This window comes from Burkholderia sp. Bp9015, from assembly GCF_003853505.1.
GTDB lineage: Bacteria > Pseudomonadota > Gammaproteobacteria > Burkholderiales > Burkholderiaceae > Burkholderia.
The window spans coordinates 37,880-53,952 of the sequence record NZ_QTPZ01000034.1 but is presented as its reverse complement, the minus strand read 5'-3'; the positions used below and the strand labels follow the sequence as shown (position 1 = coordinate 53,952).

Annotated in this window: 11 protein-coding genes; 7 read left to right on the top strand and 4 right to left on the bottom strand. The window is 65.5% G+C overall.

Annotated features, from left to right (window positions below):
- Positions 1-50: 50 nt before the first annotated feature.
- From rluB to truB, 6 genes are all read left to right on the top strand, one after another.
- A complete protein-coding gene (rluB, locus tag DIE12_RS29170) occupies positions 51-1,760 on the top strand; it encodes a 23S rRNA pseudouridine(2605) synthase RluB (protein ID WP_124522554.1) in 1,710 nt (569 codons plus the stop codon).
- 418 nt (positions 1,761-2,178) lie between these two features.
- Entirely contained in the window at positions 2,179-2,637 is a 459-nt protein-coding gene (gene rimP, locus DIE12_RS29165) for a ribosome maturation factor RimP (protein WP_014897219.1), read from the top strand.
- On the top strand, positions 2,637-4,112 hold the full coding sequence (gene nusA / locus DIE12_RS29160) for a transcription termination factor NusA (protein WP_044846033.1): 1,476 nt from the start codon (positions 2,637-2,639) through the stop codon (positions 4,110-4,112). Before rimP ends, nusA begins: the two co-directional genes overlap by 1 nt.
- Positions 4,113-4,203: 91 nt before the next feature.
- Complete coding sequence (infB, locus tag DIE12_RS29155) at positions 4,204-7,125, top strand: translation initiation factor IF-2 (RefSeq protein WP_124522556.1); 2,922 nt, start codon at positions 4,204-4,206, stop codon at positions 7,123-7,125.
- A gap of 113 nt (positions 7,126-7,238) precedes the next feature.
- Positions 7,239-7,637 (top strand): 30S ribosome-binding factor RbfA, encoded by a 399-nt coding sequence (gene rbfA / locus DIE12_RS29150; protein WP_006495346.1) that lies wholly within the window; start codon positions 7,239-7,241, stop codon positions 7,635-7,637.
- 13 nt (positions 7,638-7,650) lie between these two features.
- Entirely contained in the window at positions 7,651-8,583 is a 933-nt protein-coding gene (gene truB, locus DIE12_RS29145; protein ID WP_124522558.1) for a tRNA pseudouridine(55) synthase TruB, read from the top strand.
- A 92-nt stretch (positions 8,584-8,675) separates the two neighbouring features.
- On the opposite strand, the gene DIE12_RS29140 is transcribed toward truB, so the two are convergent.
- The 4 genes from DIE12_RS29140 to DIE12_RS29125 form a co-directional block, all read right to left on the bottom strand.
- Positions 8,676-10,235, bottom strand: a complete 1,560-nt coding sequence (locus DIE12_RS29140; protein ID WP_124488903.1) for a DHA2 family efflux MFS transporter permease subunit — start codon at positions 10,233-10,235, stop codon at positions 8,676-8,678.
- Positions 10,236-10,262: 27 nt separating this feature from the next.
- Complete coding sequence (locus tag DIE12_RS29135) at positions 10,263-11,480, bottom strand: efflux RND transporter periplasmic adaptor subunit (protein ID WP_044846029.1); 1,218 nt, start codon at positions 11,478-11,480, stop codon at positions 10,263-10,265.
- 52 nt (positions 11,481-11,532) lie between these two features.
- A complete protein-coding gene (locus DIE12_RS29130) occupies positions 11,533-13,029 on the bottom strand; it encodes an efflux transporter outer membrane subunit (RefSeq protein WP_124522560.1) in 1,497 nt (498 codons plus the stop codon).
- An 87-nt stretch (positions 13,030-13,116) separates the two neighbouring features.
- Positions 13,117-13,608, bottom strand: a complete 492-nt coding sequence (locus DIE12_RS29125; protein WP_014897211.1) for a MarR family winged helix-turn-helix transcriptional regulator — start codon at positions 13,606-13,608, stop codon at positions 13,117-13,119.
- 334 nt (positions 13,609-13,942) lie between these two features.
- Here DIE12_RS29125 and typA point away from each other — a divergent pair, with 334 nt between their 5' ends.
- Entirely contained in the window at positions 13,943-15,769 is a 1,827-nt protein-coding gene (typA, locus tag DIE12_RS29120) for a translational GTPase TypA (protein WP_044846027.1), read from the top strand.
- The last annotated feature ends 304 nt before the right edge of the window (positions 15,770-16,073 follow it).

The following is a 16,073-nucleotide window of genomic DNA, read 5'->3' as shown; positions in this document are numbered from 1 at the left end:
CTTCTTGCCGCGCCCGAGTCGGGCGCGAGACCTGACATTTTGAGGTTGTTTTGACTGATATCCACGATATTGAATCGTCCGCGCCTGCCGTGCAGGCCGCGCGTGCCGACGATGCGCCGGAGCAGGACGCTCCGGCCGCGGGTGGTGACGAGCGTCCCCGCCGCGGCCTGCGGCGCGGCCCGCGCAGCCTGATCGCGCGTCGCCGCGCGGCAGCCAAGTCGAAGGGCGATGGCGAGTCGCAGGGCGGCGAGGGCGCGGAAGCGCAGCCGGCCGACGCGGCGGAAGCGCAGCCCGCACGCGCGCCGCGCAAGGAAGGTGCGGCCAAGGGTGGCCGCAAGCCGGCCGGCAAGCGCGAAGGCGCAGCCAAGGGCGCCCAGGGCGGGCAAGGCGGCCAGGGGCGACGCGGCGGTTCGGCGAAGGCCGAGGGCGGCGCGGCGAAGGCCGAAGGCGACGCAGCGTCGCAGGACGATCTGTTCGCCTATGTGACGTCGCCGGCATTCGACGCGGACAATTCGGCGGGCGGCAGCGGCGTACGTGCGCCGATGCTGCGTCGCGGCCGCAGCCAGCCGGCGAACAAGCGCGTGCTGTCGCCGGACGACGACGCGCCGAAGCTCCACAAGGTGCTCGCGGAAGCCGGTATGGGTTCGCGCCGCGAAATGGAAGAGCTGATCGTCGCCGGCCGCGTGTCGGTGAACGGTGAGCCCGCGCATATCGGCCAGCGCATCATGCCGACCGATCAGGTTCGCATCAACGGCAAGCCGGTCAAGCGCAAGCTGCCGAACAAGCCGCCGCGCGTGCTGCTGTACCACAAGCCGACCGGCGAGATCGTCAGCCACGCGGACCCGGAAGGTCGTCCGTCGGTGTTCGACCGCCTGCCGCCGATGAAGACGGCGAAATGGCTCGCGGTGGGCCGTCTCGACTTCAACACCGAAGGCCTGCTGATGCTGACGACGTCGGGCGATCTCGCGAACCGCTTCATGCATCCGCGCTACAGCGTCGAACGCGAGTACGCGGTGCGCGTCGTCGGCGAACTGTCCGAAGGGATGCGGCAGAAACTGCTGCATGGCGTCGAGCTCGATGACGGCCCGGCGAACTTCCTGCGCATCCGCGACGGCGGCGGCGAAGGCACGAACCACTGGTATCACGTTGCGCTGGCCGAAGGCCGCAACCGCGAAGTGCGCCGGATGTTCGAGGCGGCCGGCCTGATGGTGAGCCGCCTGATCCGTACGCGTCACGGTCCGATCCCGCTGCCGCGCGGCCTGAAGCGCGGCCGCTGGGAAGAGCTCGACGAGGCGCAGGTGCGCAAGCTGATGGCGACCGTCGGCCTGAAGGCGCCGTCCGAGGAAAAGGGCAAGCGCGGTGGTGCAGGGCAGGCCGAGCGCCGCCAGCCGGATCCGATGCAGACGTCGATGGGCTTCATCGGCCGCGAGCCGGTGCTGACGACGCATGGTCAGCTCGACCAGCCGCGTCGCGGTGGCGGCCGGCGCGGCGCTCCGGGCCTGCCCGGCCTGAGCGGTTACGGCAGCTTGCCGGTTTCGCCGTCAGGCTATGGCAACCGCTCGGGTGGCGGTCGCGATGTCGATGGCAATCGCGCGTCGTATGGCGCGGGCCCCAAGCGTGAAGGCGCTGGCGGCAAGCGCGGCGGCGGCAAGGGCGGCAACCGCAATCCCAACGGCAATCGCGCCGAAGGCGCCGGCAACGGCGGTGGCGGTGCGCGCGGCGGTCAGCGTCCGCAGCGCAATCGCTCGCGGGGCCGCTGAGCGTTTGTGGCGTCCGGCGGCATGAAGCCGCCGGTGTGCCGGCGATATCGGCATGAGTCCGATTGGGTCGGCACCTCGCCCCGCGTGGTTTGCTTTTGACTGTATATATATCGCGCTGCCGGACTATGCCGCCTGGTCGGACAGTCCGGTTTCGCATTTTTGGTCGGTAAAGGCGGGCTGGACGCTGCTTTTACCGGCTGGCTTGGCGTTTGCGCCAAAAATCGCTATAATCGCGGAGTCGCTGGGCGTACGGATTCAATGTGCGGCTCAGGTGCGACCACCAGTAAGAAGATGGGCGTTCCGCCCATTTTTTTTTGCTGAAACGGTTAGGCATCTCGGGTAGCGCTTCCTGCGCCGGCTAAGGCGCGCGCCCGCGGGTGAATCGCGAGCGGCGGGCGCGAACACCTGAGAGGACACTGTGCAACTGACGGAACTGATAGAAACCACGGTCACCGGGCTCGGCTACGAGCTGGTGGATCTCGAGCGCACCGGGCGCGGCATGCTTTGCATCTACATCGATCAGCCTGCCGGCATCTCGCTCGAAGATTGCGAAAAGGTCACGCGTCAGCTCCAGCACGTCTTGACGGTCGAAAACATCGATTACGAACGGCTCGAAGTCTCGTCCCCGGGGCTCGACCGCCCGTTGAAGAAGCTGGCCGACTTCGAGCGCTTCGCCGGCAGCGAAGTTTCCGTGACCTTGAAAAAGCCGCTGGACGGGCGCAAGACGTACCGGGGCATTCTGCACGCGCCGAATGGCGAAACGATCGGTTTGGAATTTGAGAGGAAGAAGGGCGAGGCAGCCATGCTGGATTTCACGCTGGCCGATATCGACAAAGCCCGCCTGATTCCGCAAGTTGACTTTAGGAGCCGCAAATAATGAGTCGCGAAGTGTTGATGCTGGTGGATGCGCTGGCGCGCGAGAAAAACGTCGACAAGGATGTGGTGCTGGGCGCCCTCGAGGCCGCGCTCGCTTCCGCTTCCAAGAAGCTGTTCGACGAAGGCGCCGAAATCCGCGTCCATATCGATCGCGAAAGCGGCGAGCACGAAACCTTCCGTCGCTGGCTCGTCGTGCCCGACGAGGCAGGCTTGCAGGAGCCGGATCGCGAGATCCTGCTGTTCGAAGCACGTGAGCAGAAGCCCGACGTCGAAGTCGGCGAATTCATCGAGGAGCCGGTGCCGTCGATCGAGTTCGGCCGTATCGGCGCGCAGGCCGCGAAGCAGGTGATCCTGCAGAAGGTGCGCGATGCCGAACGCGAGCAGATTCTGAACGACTACCTCGAGCGCGGCGAAAAGATCATGACCGGCACGGTGAAGCGCCTCGACAAGGGCAACTTCATCGTCGAATCGGGCCGTGTCGAAGCGCTGCTGCGCCGCGACCAGCTGATCCCGAAGGAAAACCTGCGCGTGGGCGACCGCGTGCGTGCCTACATCGCGAAGGTCGACCGCACCGCGCGCGGCCCGCAGATCGAACTCTCGCGCACGGCGCCCGAGTTCCTGATGAAGCTGTTCGAGATGGAAGTGCCGGAAATCGAGCAGGGCCTGCTCGAGATCAAGGCAGCCGCTCGCGATCCGGGCGTGCGCGCGAAGATCGGCGTGATCGCCTACGACAAGCGGATCGATCCGATCGGCACCTGCGTCGGCATCCGCGGTTCCCGCGTGCAGGCCGTGCGCAACGAGCTCGGTGGCGAAAACATCGACATCGTGCTATGGTCCGAGGATCCCGCCCAGTTCGTGATCGGCGCGCTCGCGCCGGCAGCCGTCCAGTCGATCGTCGTCGATGAAGAAAAGCACTCGATGGACGTCGTCGTCGACGAGAACGAGCTGGCTGTCGCGATCGGCCGCAGCGGTCAGAACGTTCGCCTTGCCAGCGAACTGACCGGCTGGCAGATCAACATCATGACGCCGGACGAATCCGCCCTGAAGCAGGGTGAAGAGCGCGACCGACTGCGTTCGCTGTTCATGGCGCGTCTCGACGTCGACGAAGAAGTTGCCGACATCCTGATCGACGAAGGCTTCACGAGCCTCGAAGAGATCGCGTACGTGCCGCTCAACGAAATGCTCGAAATCGAGGCGTTCGACGAGGACACCGTGCACGAACTGCGCAACCGCGCACGCGACGCACTGTTGACGATGGCGATCGCGAACGAAGAAAAGGTTGAAAATGCAGCGCTGGATTTGAAGGGCCTCGACGGCATCACGCCGGAGTTGCTCGCGAAGCTGGCCGAACACGGCATGCAGACGCGCGACGATGTCGCCGAGCTGGCCGTGGATGAACTGGTCGATATGACCGGGATGGAAGAGGATGCCGCTAAGGCGTTGATCATGAAAGCACGTGAACACTGGTTCCAGTGAGAAATGACCATGGCGCACTGATTTGATGGCGGCCGTATGGCCTGACCCGATGCTAACCGCAAGGAATCGGTCCTTGCACTAAGAGGAATGAATGGCGAGTAACAACGTAGCCCAATTTGCCGCGGAACTGAAAATGCCTGCTGGTGTGCTGCTCGAACAGCTGCAGGCAGCGGGCGTCCAGAAAGCGAGTGAAGACGATGCGCTGTCCGAAGCGGACAAGGCGCGTCTGCTCGATCATTTGCGCAAGTCACACGGCGCAACCGACGGCGACAAGCGCAAGATCACGCTGACCCGCAAGCATACGTCGGAGATCAAGCAATCTGACGCGACGGGCAAGGCTCGCACCATTCAGGTCGAGGTCCGCAAGAAGCGTACGTTCGTCAAGCGCGACGACGTGGCCGAGGGTGCGGAACAGGGTCAGGCGCAGGTCGCCGAAGCGGACGACGATGCGGAACTGAAGCGTCGCGAGGAGGAAGCGCGCCGCGAGGCCGAGCTGCTCGAGAAGCAGGCGCAGGAACTGCGCGAGCGTCAGGAGCGCCTCGAGCGCGAGGAAGCCGAGCGCCGTGCCCGTGAGGAAGCGGCCGAAGCCGAGCGCCGCCGTGCCGAGGAAGAAGCGGCGGCGAAGCGTGCCGCGGCCGAAGCCGCAGCGGCACAGCAGGCGGCTGCCCAGCAGGCCGCCGAGGCTCAGCAGGAAGCAGCCGGTGCGCAGTCCGCGCAGGATGAAGCACGCGCGGCCGCCGAACGTGCGGCCCAGCGCGAAGCGGCGAAGAAGGCCGAGGATGCTGCCCGCGAGGCGGCGGACAAGGCGCGCGCCGAGCAGGAAGAGATCAGCAAGCGTCGCGCGGCGGCAGAAGCCGAAGCACGCGCGATCCGCGAAATGATGAACACGCCGCGCAAGGCCGTGGTCAAGGCAGTCGAGCCGCCGAAGCCGGTGGAACCGCCGAAGCCGGCCGAAGCGAAGGGCACGCTGCACAAGCCGGCAAAGCCGGCGGGCGCAGGCGCGCAGGGACGTCCGGCCGTGAAGAAGCCGGCCGGTGCAGCGCCGGCGGCCACGACGGCACCGGCAGGCGCGGGCGACCGCAACAAGAAGCCGGGCGGCGGCAAGGGCGGCTGGCAGGACGACGCAGCGAAGCGCCGCGGCATCAAGACGCGCGGCGATTCGAGCGGCGGCGTCGACCGCGGCTGGCGCGGCGGCCCGAAGGGTCGCGGCCGTCACCAGGACAGCGCATCGACGTTCCAGGCACCGACCGAACCGATCGTGCGTGAAGTGCACGTGCCGGAAACCATCTCGGTTGCCGATCTCGCGCACAAGATGTCGATCAAGGCCTCCGAAGTCATCAAGGTGATGATGAAGATGGGCCAGATGGTCACGATCAACCAGGTGCTGGACCAGGAAACGGCGATGATCGTCGTCGAGGAACTGGGCCACCGCGCGGTTGCCGCGAAGCTGGACGATCCGGAAGCACTGCTGGTCGAAGGCGAGACCGGTACCGATGCGGAACAGCTGCCGCGCCCGCCGGTCGTCACCGTGATGGGTCACGTCGACCACGGCAAGACCTCGCTGCTCGACCACATCCGCCGCGCGAAGGTTGCAGCGGGCGAAGCGGGCGGCATTACGCAGCACATCGGCGCATACCACGTCGAAACGCCGCGCGGCGTCATCACGTTCCTCGATACGCCGGGTCACGAAGCGTTCACGGCAATGCGTGCACGCGGCGCGAAGGCGACCGACATCGTGGTGCTGGTGGTGGCTGCCGACGACGGCGTGATGCCGCAGACGAAGGAAGCCATCGCGCACGCGAAGGCGGGTGGCGTGCCGATCGTCGTGGCGATCAACAAGATCGACAAGCCGGAAGCGAACCCGGACCGCGTCAAGCAGGAGCTGGTCGCGGAAGGCGTCGTGCCGGAAGAATACGGTGGCGATTCGCCGTTCGTGCCGGTGTCGGCCAAGACGGGCGCCGGTATCGACGACCTGCTCGAGAACGTGCTGCTGCAGGCCGAAGTGCTGGAACTGAAGGCACCGGTCGAGGCGCCGGCGAAGGGCATCGTGATCGAAGCGAAGCTGGACAAGGGCAAGGGCCCGGTCGCGACGATCCTGGTGCAGTCGGGTACGCTGAATCGCGGCGACATCGTGCTCGCAGGCACGGCTTACGGCCGCGTGCGTGCGATGCTCGACGAGAACGGCAAGCCGACGAAGGAAGCCGGCCCGTCGATCCCGGTCGAAATCCAGGGTCTGTCGGAAGTGCCGGGTGCGGGCGAGGAAGTGATCGTGCTGCCGGACGAGCGCAAGGCGCGCGAAATCGCGCTGTTCCGTCAGGGCAAGTTCCGCGACGTCAAGCTGGCGAAGCAGCAGGCCGCGAAGCTGGAAAGCATGCTCGAGCAGATGGGCGAAGGCGAAGTGCAGAACCTGCCGCTCATCATCAAGGCAGACGTGCAGGGCTCGCAGGAAGCGCTCGTGCAGTCGCTGCTCAAGCTGTCGACCGACGAAGTGCGCGTGCAGATCGTGCACAGCGCGGTGGGCGGCATCAGCGAGAACGACGTCAACCTGGCAACGGCATCGAAGGCGGTCATCATCGGCTTCAACACGCGTGCGGATGCACAGGCGCGGAAGCTGGCCGAAGCGAACGGTATCGACATCCGCTACTACAACATCATCTACGACGCAGTGGATGAGGTGAAGGCCGCGATGTCGGGCATGCTGGCGCCGGAGAAGCGCGAAGTCGTGACCGGCATGGTCGAGGTGCGCCAGGTGTTCAAGGTGCCGAAGGTCGGTACGGTTGCCGGCTGTATGGTCACCGACGGTATCGTCAAGCGCTCGTCGTCGGTTCGCGTGCTGCGCAACAACGTCGTGATCTTCACGGGCGAACTCGAATCGCTGAAGCGCTTCAAGGACGACGTGAAGGAAGTCAAGCAAGGCTTCGAGTGCGGTATGTCGGTGAAGAACTTCAACGACATCATCGAAGGCGACCAGTTCGAAGTCTTCGAAGTGACCGAAGTCGCACGGACGCTGTAATCGTCGCGTATCGGCTCATGGGGCGGGGCAGGCTTGGGCCTGTCCCGCCCATTTTCATGGTGGCGTGCCAACGGCGCGCCGCTTTATCCTGATAAACGGATCACGGATCGATCATGTCCAGGAAACGTACTTCCCCCAATCGCAACGTTCAGATCGCCGACCAGATTCAGCGCGATCTGTCCGAACTCATCATGCGCGAGGTCAAAGACCCGCGCATCGGTATCGTGACCATCCAGAGCGTCGAGCTTACGCCGGACTACGCGCATGCCAAGGTCTATTTCACGGCGCTGACCGGCGATCCGGACAAGACGCAGGAAGCGCTGAACCACGCGTCGGGCCACCTGCACAACCTGCTGTTCAAGCGCCTGCACATCCATACGGTGCCGACGCTGCACTTCCATTACGACCAGACGATCGAGAAGGCGGTGGAAATGTCGCGCCTGATCAAGGAAGCCAACTCGACGCGCGCGAAGGACGACGACGAAGCCGACGCGCCCGCGAAGGACGATTGAGCGCGCACGCCCCATGACGACTGCAGCTCCCCAGCGTCCACGCGTGCCGCGGCGCGCGCTGGATGGCGTCCTTCTGCTCGACAAGCCGGTCGGCCTGTCGAGCAACGACGCCCTGATTCGCGCGAAGCGCCTGCTTCTCGCGAAGAAAGCCGGCCATACCGGCACGCTCGATCCGCTGGCCTCGGGCCTGTTGCCGCTGTGCTTCGGCGAAGCGACGAAGTTCTCGCAGGACTTGCTGGAAGCGGACAAGACCTACGAAGCGACGATGCGTCTCGGCGTGCGCACGACCACCGGCGACACGGAAGGCGACGTGCTCGACACGCGCGCCGTCGAATGCGACCGTGCGGCGGTCGAAGCGGCGCTCGCGCGCTTTACCGGCGAGATCGTGCAGGTGCCCCCGATGTATTCGGCGCTCAAGCGCGATGGCAAGCCGCTGTACGAATACGCGCGTGCGGGCCAGACCGTCGAGCGGGAAGGCCGCAACGTGACGATCCATGCGCTCGATCTGCTGGCCTGTGAATTGCCGGACGTGACGTTCCGCGTGACCTGCAGCAAGGGCACGTATGTGCGCACGCTGGCCGAAGACATCGGCGAAGCGCTCGGCTGCGGTGCGCATCTGACGATGCTGCGTCGCACGGGTGTCGGCGCGCTGACGCTCGAACATGCGGTGACGCTCGACGCGCTGTCCGACGCTGCCGAAGCGGCGCGCGACGCCTGGCTTCAGCCGGTCGACGCGTTGCTGTCGACGTTTCCGCTGGTGCGCCTCGACGAAACGAGTGCGAAGCGATTCCTGCACGGCCAGCGCTTGCCGCTGTCGGCGCTCGATTCGATCGATGCGGCCGAGGGCGAGCGTGTGCGCGTGTACGACGCGCAGCGACTGCTCGGCGTGGCGCGCAAGGCCAACGGCGTGCTCGCGCCCGAACGCCTCGTCGTGACGGCTGCGTAACGCGCGACGCGCAAGCGCCGTCGTCGGAACGAAAAAAACCCGGTCGAAATCGACCGGGTTTTTTGTTGGGCGCGCTCGTTCGAGCGCGGTGCTCAGTGTGCAGCCGACGCCGCCGCACCCGCATCGCCGCCGCCCGCGCGCTCCGGCTTCGTGATCCAGATCAGTCCGATCAGCAGCACGAAGATCGCCGCCGAGATGTAGAACAGGTCGTTCACGCCGAGTTGCGCGGCCTGCTGCGTGGCCATGTTGTTGATGAGGCCGTGCGCCTGGTCCTGCGTCAGCCCGAGGCTGCGCATCTGTGTGACGGCCTGGTTGAACGTCGGGTTGTACGGGTTCGCCTGCTCGGCCAACTGCGCGTGATGGAAGTTGTTGCGGTGGTCCCACGCGGTCTGGAAGATCGATGTGCCGATGCCGCCGCACATGATCCGCACGAAGTTCGACAGGCCGGACGCCGCGGGAATGCGGTTGCCGGGCAGGCCGGACAGCGTGATCGACACGAGCGGGATGAAGAAGCCCGCCATCGCGATACCCTGCACGAGCGTCGGCAGCGTCAGCGACCATTCGTCGACGCCCGTCGTGTATCGCGAACGCATCCAGAAGCACAGCGCAAACGTCAGGAACGACGCCGTCGAGATGAAGCGCGGATCGGTACGCGGCAGATACTTCCCGGTGAGTGGCGACAACAGGATCGCGAACAACCCGACCGGCGCCATCACGAGGCCGGCGTCGGTCGCGGTGTAGCCGATTTGCGTCTGCAGCCACAGCGGCAACAGCACGAGATTGCCGAAGTACAGGCCGTACCCGATCGACAGTGCGACTGTGCCGCCGGTGAAGTTCCGCATGCGGAACAGCGACAGGTCGACGACCGGGTGCTCGGCGGTCAGCTCCCAGATCACGAAGAACGCGAACGCAATGACAGCGGTCAGCGCGAGCACGATAATGGTCGTCGACGCGAACCAGTCGAGATCCTTGCCCTTGTCGAGCATGATCTGCAGCGAGCCGACCCAGATGACCAGCAGCGCGAGGCCCACGCCGTCGATCGGCGCGCGGCGCACGGCCGACTCCCGATTGCGATAGATCGCCCACGTCGCGGCGGCGGCGGCGATGCCGACCGGGATGTTGACGTAGAAGATCCACGGCCACGAATAGTTGTCCGAGATCCAGCCGCCGAGAATCGGGCCTGCGACGGGCGCGATCAGCGTCGTCATCGCCCATAGTGCGAGCGCCATCGGTGCCTTCGCGCGCGGATAGCTCGACAGCAGGAGCGCTTGCGACAGCGGAATCATCGGGCCTGCGACCGCGCCTTGCAGCACGCGCGAGCCGAGCAGGAACGGCAGGTTCGGCGACAGCCCGCACATCCACGACGAGATGACGAACAGGATGATCGACGCGAGGAACAGGCGGACCTGACCGAAGCGGTCGGTCAGCCAGCCCGTCAGCGGCACGGAGATCGCGTTCGCGACGGCGAACGACGTGATGACCCACGTACCCTGGTCGGACGACACGCCGAGGTCGCCCGAGATGGTCGGGATCGCGACGTTCGCGATGGACGTGTCGAGCACGTTCATGAACACCGCGAGCGATACCGCGATCGTCCCGAGCACGAGTTGCCCGCCCTGCAGCGGCGGGTGGGAGACAGGAGCCTGTGCCATGTCGATAGTTTTCCGGAGTCGGAACCGTTACATCATCTTGGCGGCGGCGTTCGACTTCGCCGCGGCCGGTGCGGGCGCGTTGCCGCCGGCGTTCTCGGCGATGATGCGCGCGATCTCGGCGTCGGCTTCGTCGCCGTACTTCGCGAACACGTTCGTTTCGTAGACCGTGTTCTGCGCGTTGGCGAGCTGGTCGCCGCGCTCGTCCTTGATGTCGACGTCGACCTGCATCGACAGGCCGATGCGCAGCGGATGCTTCTCGAGTTCCTTCGGATCGATCTCGATACGCACCGGCAGGCGCTGCACGACCTTGATCCAGTTGCCCGTCGCGTTCTGCGCCGGCAGCAGCGAGAACGCCGAACCCGTGCCGGCCGAGAAGCCGACGACCTTGCCGTGGTAGACGGCCGACGAGCCGTAGATGTCGGCGGTCAATTCGACCGGCTGGCCGATGCGCATGTGCTTGAGCTGGACTTCCTTGAAGTTCGCGTCGACCCACACCGCGTTCAGCGGCACGACCGACATCAGCGGGTTGCCCGGCGACACGCGCTGGCCGACCTGAACCGAGCGCTTCGCGACATAGCCGGTGACCGGTGCGGGCAACACGTTGCGCGCGTTCGCGAGGTACGCGTCGCGAACCTTCGCTGCCGCGGCCATCACGTTCGGGTGCGACGCGATCGTCGTGTTCGCGGTCAGTGCGCGGTTCGATGCGAGCTGCTGTTGCGCGGCGTCGACCGACGCCTGCGCGGCGCGCACCGCGTCGCGTGCATGGGAGATTTCTTCCTGCGACACGGCGCCCGTCTGTGCGACGGCCATCCGGCGGCGCAGGTCGTCCTGCGCCTTCGACAGGTCGGACTGGCGCAGCGCGACTTGCGCGCGGTACTGGTCGTCGTTGACGAACAGGCCGCGCACCTGGCGCACCGTCTGCGCTAGGTTGGCCTCGGCCTGCTGCAGCGCGACCTGCGAGTCGGCCGGGTCGAGCACGACCAGCGGATCGCCGGCCTTGACCGTCTGCGTATCGTCGGCCTTCACGGCGATCACGGTACCCGTGACCTGCGGCGTGATCTGCACGACGTTGCCGTTCACGTATGCGTCGTCCGTCTCTTCATGGAAGCGCGCGACGAGGAAGTAGTACAGACCGTACGCGATGGCCGCGATCACGATGACCGCGATCAGCAGCGTCATCATCCGTTTGCGCTTCCCGTTGTTCTGCGGCTGTGCGCTGGCGGCGTTTTGTTGAGGGTCGCTCATGGCGATTTTCTCCGTCCGTTATTTCGAGTGTCTGCGTAGTGGTGGCGCCGGATCAGTTGGCGGCCTGTCTTGTCTGCTTGTCGGCGTCGGGCGCGGCGAGCCGCGTGCCGGTCGCGTCGAACCCGCCGCCGAGCGCCTTGATCAACGCGAGCTGCATGTCGCGCCGGCGCATCTTCAGGTTGGTCACCGTCTGTTCCGATGCGAGGCGGTTGGTGTCCGCGGTCAGCACCTGGAGCTGCGGCGACAGGCCCGCCTTGTAGCGGATCACGGCGAGGTCGTACGCCCGCGTCGACGCATCGAGCGCACGCTGCGCGTCATCCATCTGGCGATCGACCGCACGGATCGACGCGACCTGCGTCGCGACGTCGTTCAGCGCGCTGATCAGCGTCTGGTTGTAGTTCGCGACCGACAGGTCGAAGTCCGCGTAGCGGCCCTTGAGCTGCGCGCGCAACGCACCGGCATCGAAGATCGGCAGGTGGATGGCCGGCCCGAACTGCGCCTGGCGGCTCGCGAAATTCAGGAATTTGCCCCAGCCGAACGCATCGAAGCCGAAGCCGGCCGCGAGGTTCACGTCGGGGAAGAATTCGGCCTTCGCTTCCTTCACGTCGTGCATCGCGGCCTCGACCTGCCAGCGCGCGGCGACGATGTCGGGACGGCGCGACACGAGGTCGGCCGGCAGGTTGCCGGGCAGTGCGACTTCGCCGGTCGGGTTCATCACCGGCGCGGCGATCTGCAGCCCGCGATCCGGCCCCTTGCCGAGCAGTGCGGCGAGCTGGTAGCGCACGGTCGTGATCTGGCCGTCGAGGTCGGACAGCGATGCCTGGGTCGTCGCGATGTTGCCGCGCGCAGTCTGGCGTTCCACGTTGGTGTCGAGACCGGCCGACACGCGGCCGTCGGTGATCCTGCCGACCGTCTGGCGGTTGGCGATCTCGCGCTGCGCGATGTCGCGCAGCGCATACAGCTGGGCGAGCGAGTTGTAGGTGCGGGCCACCGACGACGCGAGCGTGATGCGCGCCTGTTGCATGTCGGCCTCGGCGGCCTTTTCCTGCGACACGGCGGTGTGCAGGCGCTCGCGGTTCTTGCCCCACAGGTCGAGATCCCACGACGCGCTCGCGAGCGCGTTGTTCTCGCTGTACCACTGGCCGCCGTACGGGGGCGGGAACAGCGCGTTCGACGAATACAGCTCGCGTGTCCACGAGTAGCTGGCTTCGGCTTTCGGCATCAGGTTCGAGCGCGACGACTCGATGTACGACGACGCCTTCGCGATGCGCGCCTGTGCCTGCGCGATCGACGGGTTGCCCTGGAGCGCCTCGTCGATCAGCTTCGGCAACTGCGGATCGCCGAACTGGTTGGCCCAGTCAAGCGCCGGCCACTGGCCGCCCTGGGCCGGCAGGCTCTGGGCGGTTTCGAATTGCGATGCGGGTGCGATCTGCTTGTCGCTCTTGATGCCGATGTAGTTTGCGCAGCCCGCCAGCGCCAGCGCGGCAACCGCGGCGGCGACGGCGGCGCGGCACGACCCGGCGCACACGGACAACGGGGAGGATTTCATCGCGCTGTTCCCTGACTCGGAATGAATGATGGACACTGCAAGGATTTCCTTACATTAATCTGTCAAAAGTAATTGTTATGGCAACTATTACGTGATGCTGCCGCCCGCGGTTTCGCAGTAGTTGCTGAGAATGCGGCGCAGCATGCTCTTCAGGAACCCGACTTCTTCCGGCGTAAATCCGTCCAGCAGCTCGTCGAGCACGCTGCGGAACACCGGCGGCAAACGCTCGGCAAGCGCGCGGCCTTCATCGGTCAGCTCAAGGCGTACGACCCGCCGATCCTCGATGCTGCGCACGCGGGACAGCAGGCCGCGTTTCTCGACGCGATCGAGCAGGCGCGTGACCGCGCTCGCGTCGATCCCGTATTCCCGAGCGAGTTCGGCGGCCGTCGAGCACTTTCCGACGGCGATCATGAACAGCATGCTCGCCTGCGTGCCCGTAATGCCGAGCTCTTCCTGCGTGCGCTGCGTGACGAGGTTGGTCATCACCGACTTCACACGCGACATCAGATAACCGACGCTGTCGTTCATCTGATACGAGGACAGCGGTGAAACGGGCGGTTGGGAAGGAGAATCCGACATAAAACCCTGAAGCTGCAATAGTTGACTAGGCAGCAGTATAGGCGCTATTTGCTTGCCGCGGCAAATATTAATCGAACGGGCGGGCGGGCGCTGCGCGGCCCGAAATTCCCTTGCGGGCGTCAGGGTCTTCGTTCGTGGGCGGTGTGTCGGCAGGCGAAATCGCCCTCTGCGAGGCGAGGGCGGGGCGCATCATCTTTCGCGTTGCAACACACGGTCCGGCTCTCGACATTCTCACGTGCTATAATTTCAGGCTTTCCAAGCTGCAACGCGCGCGCACGTGTCCCGGTGACTGACGAGCGTGCGCGTTTGCGCGTTCAACGATTTCCAGGTTTCTATGACCCGCGCCCTTCGCAATATCGCCATCATCGCTCACGTCGACCACGGCAAGACCACGCTCGTCGACCAACTGCTCCGCCAGTCCGGCACCTTCCGCGAGAACCAGCAGATTGCCGAGCGAGTGATGGACTCGAACGACATCGAAAAAGAGCGCGGGATCACGATTCTCGCGAAGAACTGCGCGGTCGAATACGAAGGCACGCACATCAACATCGTCGACACGCCGGGGCACGCGGACTTCGGTGGCGAGGTGGAGCGTGTGCTGTCGATGGTCGACTCGGTGCTGCTGCTCGTCGACGCGGTCGAGGGCCCGATGCCGCAAACGCGCTTCGTCACGAAGAAGGCGCTGGCGCTCGGCCTGAAGCCGATCGTGGTCGTCAACAAGATCGACCGTCCGGGCGCGCGGATCGACTGGGTCATAAACCAGACCTTCGACCTGTTCGACAAGCTCGGCGCGACCGAAGAGCAGCTCGACTTCCCGATCGTCTACGCATCGGGCCTGAACGGCTATGCGTCGCTCGATCCGGCGACCCGCGAAGGCGACATGCGCCCGCTGTTCGAGGCGATCCTCGCGCACGTGCCGGTTCGCCCGGCCGATCCGGAAGCGCCGCTGCAGCTCCAGATCACGTCGCTCGACTACTCGACGTACGTCGGCCGGATCGGCGTCGGCCGCATCACGCGCGGCCGCATCAAGCCGGGCCAGCCGGTCGTGATGCGCTTCGGTCCGGAAGGCGACGTGCTGAACCGCAAGATCAACCAGGTGCTGTCGTTCAAGGGCCTCGAGCGCGTGCAGGTCGAGTCGGCTGAAGCCGGCGACATCGTGCTGATCAACGGTATTGAAGACGTCGGCATCGGCGCGACGATCTGCGCGGTCGACACGCCGGAAGCGCTGCCGATGATCACGGTCGACGAACCGACGCTGACGATGAACTTCCTCGTCAACTCGTCGCCGCTGGCAGGCCGCGAAGGCAAGTTCGTGACGAGCCGCCAGATCCGCGACCGCCTGATGAAGGAACTGAACCACAACGTCGCGCTGCGCGTGAAGGACACGGGCGACGAAACGGTGTTCGAAGTGTCGGGCCGCGGCGAACTGCACCTGACGATTCTCGTCGAGAACATGCGCCGTGAAGGGTATGAGCTGGCCGTGTCGCGTCCGCGCGTCGTGATGCAGGAAATCGACGGTGTGCGCCACGAGCCGTACGAGCTGCTGACGGTCGACGTCGAAGACGAACACCAGGGCGGCGTGATGGAAGAGCTCGGTCGCCGCAAGGGCGAAATGCTCGACATGGCATCGGACGGCCGTGGCCGCACGCGCCTGGAATACAAGATCTCGGCACGTGGCCTGATCGGCTTCCAGAGCGAATTCCTGACGCTCACGCGCGGCACGGGCCTGATGAGCCACATCTTCGACTCGTACGCACCGGTCAAGGACGGCTCGGTCTTCGAGCGCCGCAACGGCGTGCTGATCTCGCAGGATGACGGCGCCGCGGTCGCCTACGCACTGTGGAAGCTGCAGGATCGCGGCCGCATGTTCGTGAAGCCGGGCGACGCGCTGTATGAGGGCATGATCATCGGCATCCACAGCCGCGACAACGACCTCGTCGTGAACCCGATCAAGGGCAAGCAGCTGACCAACGTGCGCGCGTCGGGCACCGACGAAGCCGTGCGCCTCGTGCCGCCGGTCCAGATGTCGCTCGAATACGCGGTCGAATTCATCGACGACGACGAACTCGTGGAAGTGACGCCGCAGTCGATCCGCCTGCGCAAGCGCTTCCTGAAGGAGCACGAGCGTCGCCGCGCGAGCCGCGAAGGCGCGGTCGACTAAGTTCGATCGTTCCCTTGCGTGATGAAAAAGGCTGTCTTCGGGCGGCCTTTTTTGCATCTGCGCGATGCGCAATCGGGCGGGCTGCAAAACACTGTTCCCGCGGGTCGTGGCAATCCGGCAAAACCCCGTCGCGCGGTGCTTTCGGGCACATTTCGTCGTGAACTTCGGTAACGGTTCTGTGATATGCTGCGCGCACGCAAGTTTTAGGTCCTTCCAAGCAAGACTTGATTCGCAATCCGCTAAACGGTCAGGCCGTGTCGCGGAAGGTTGAGTAACCCGCTATTTCTCGAGAAGCTCGAAGAAA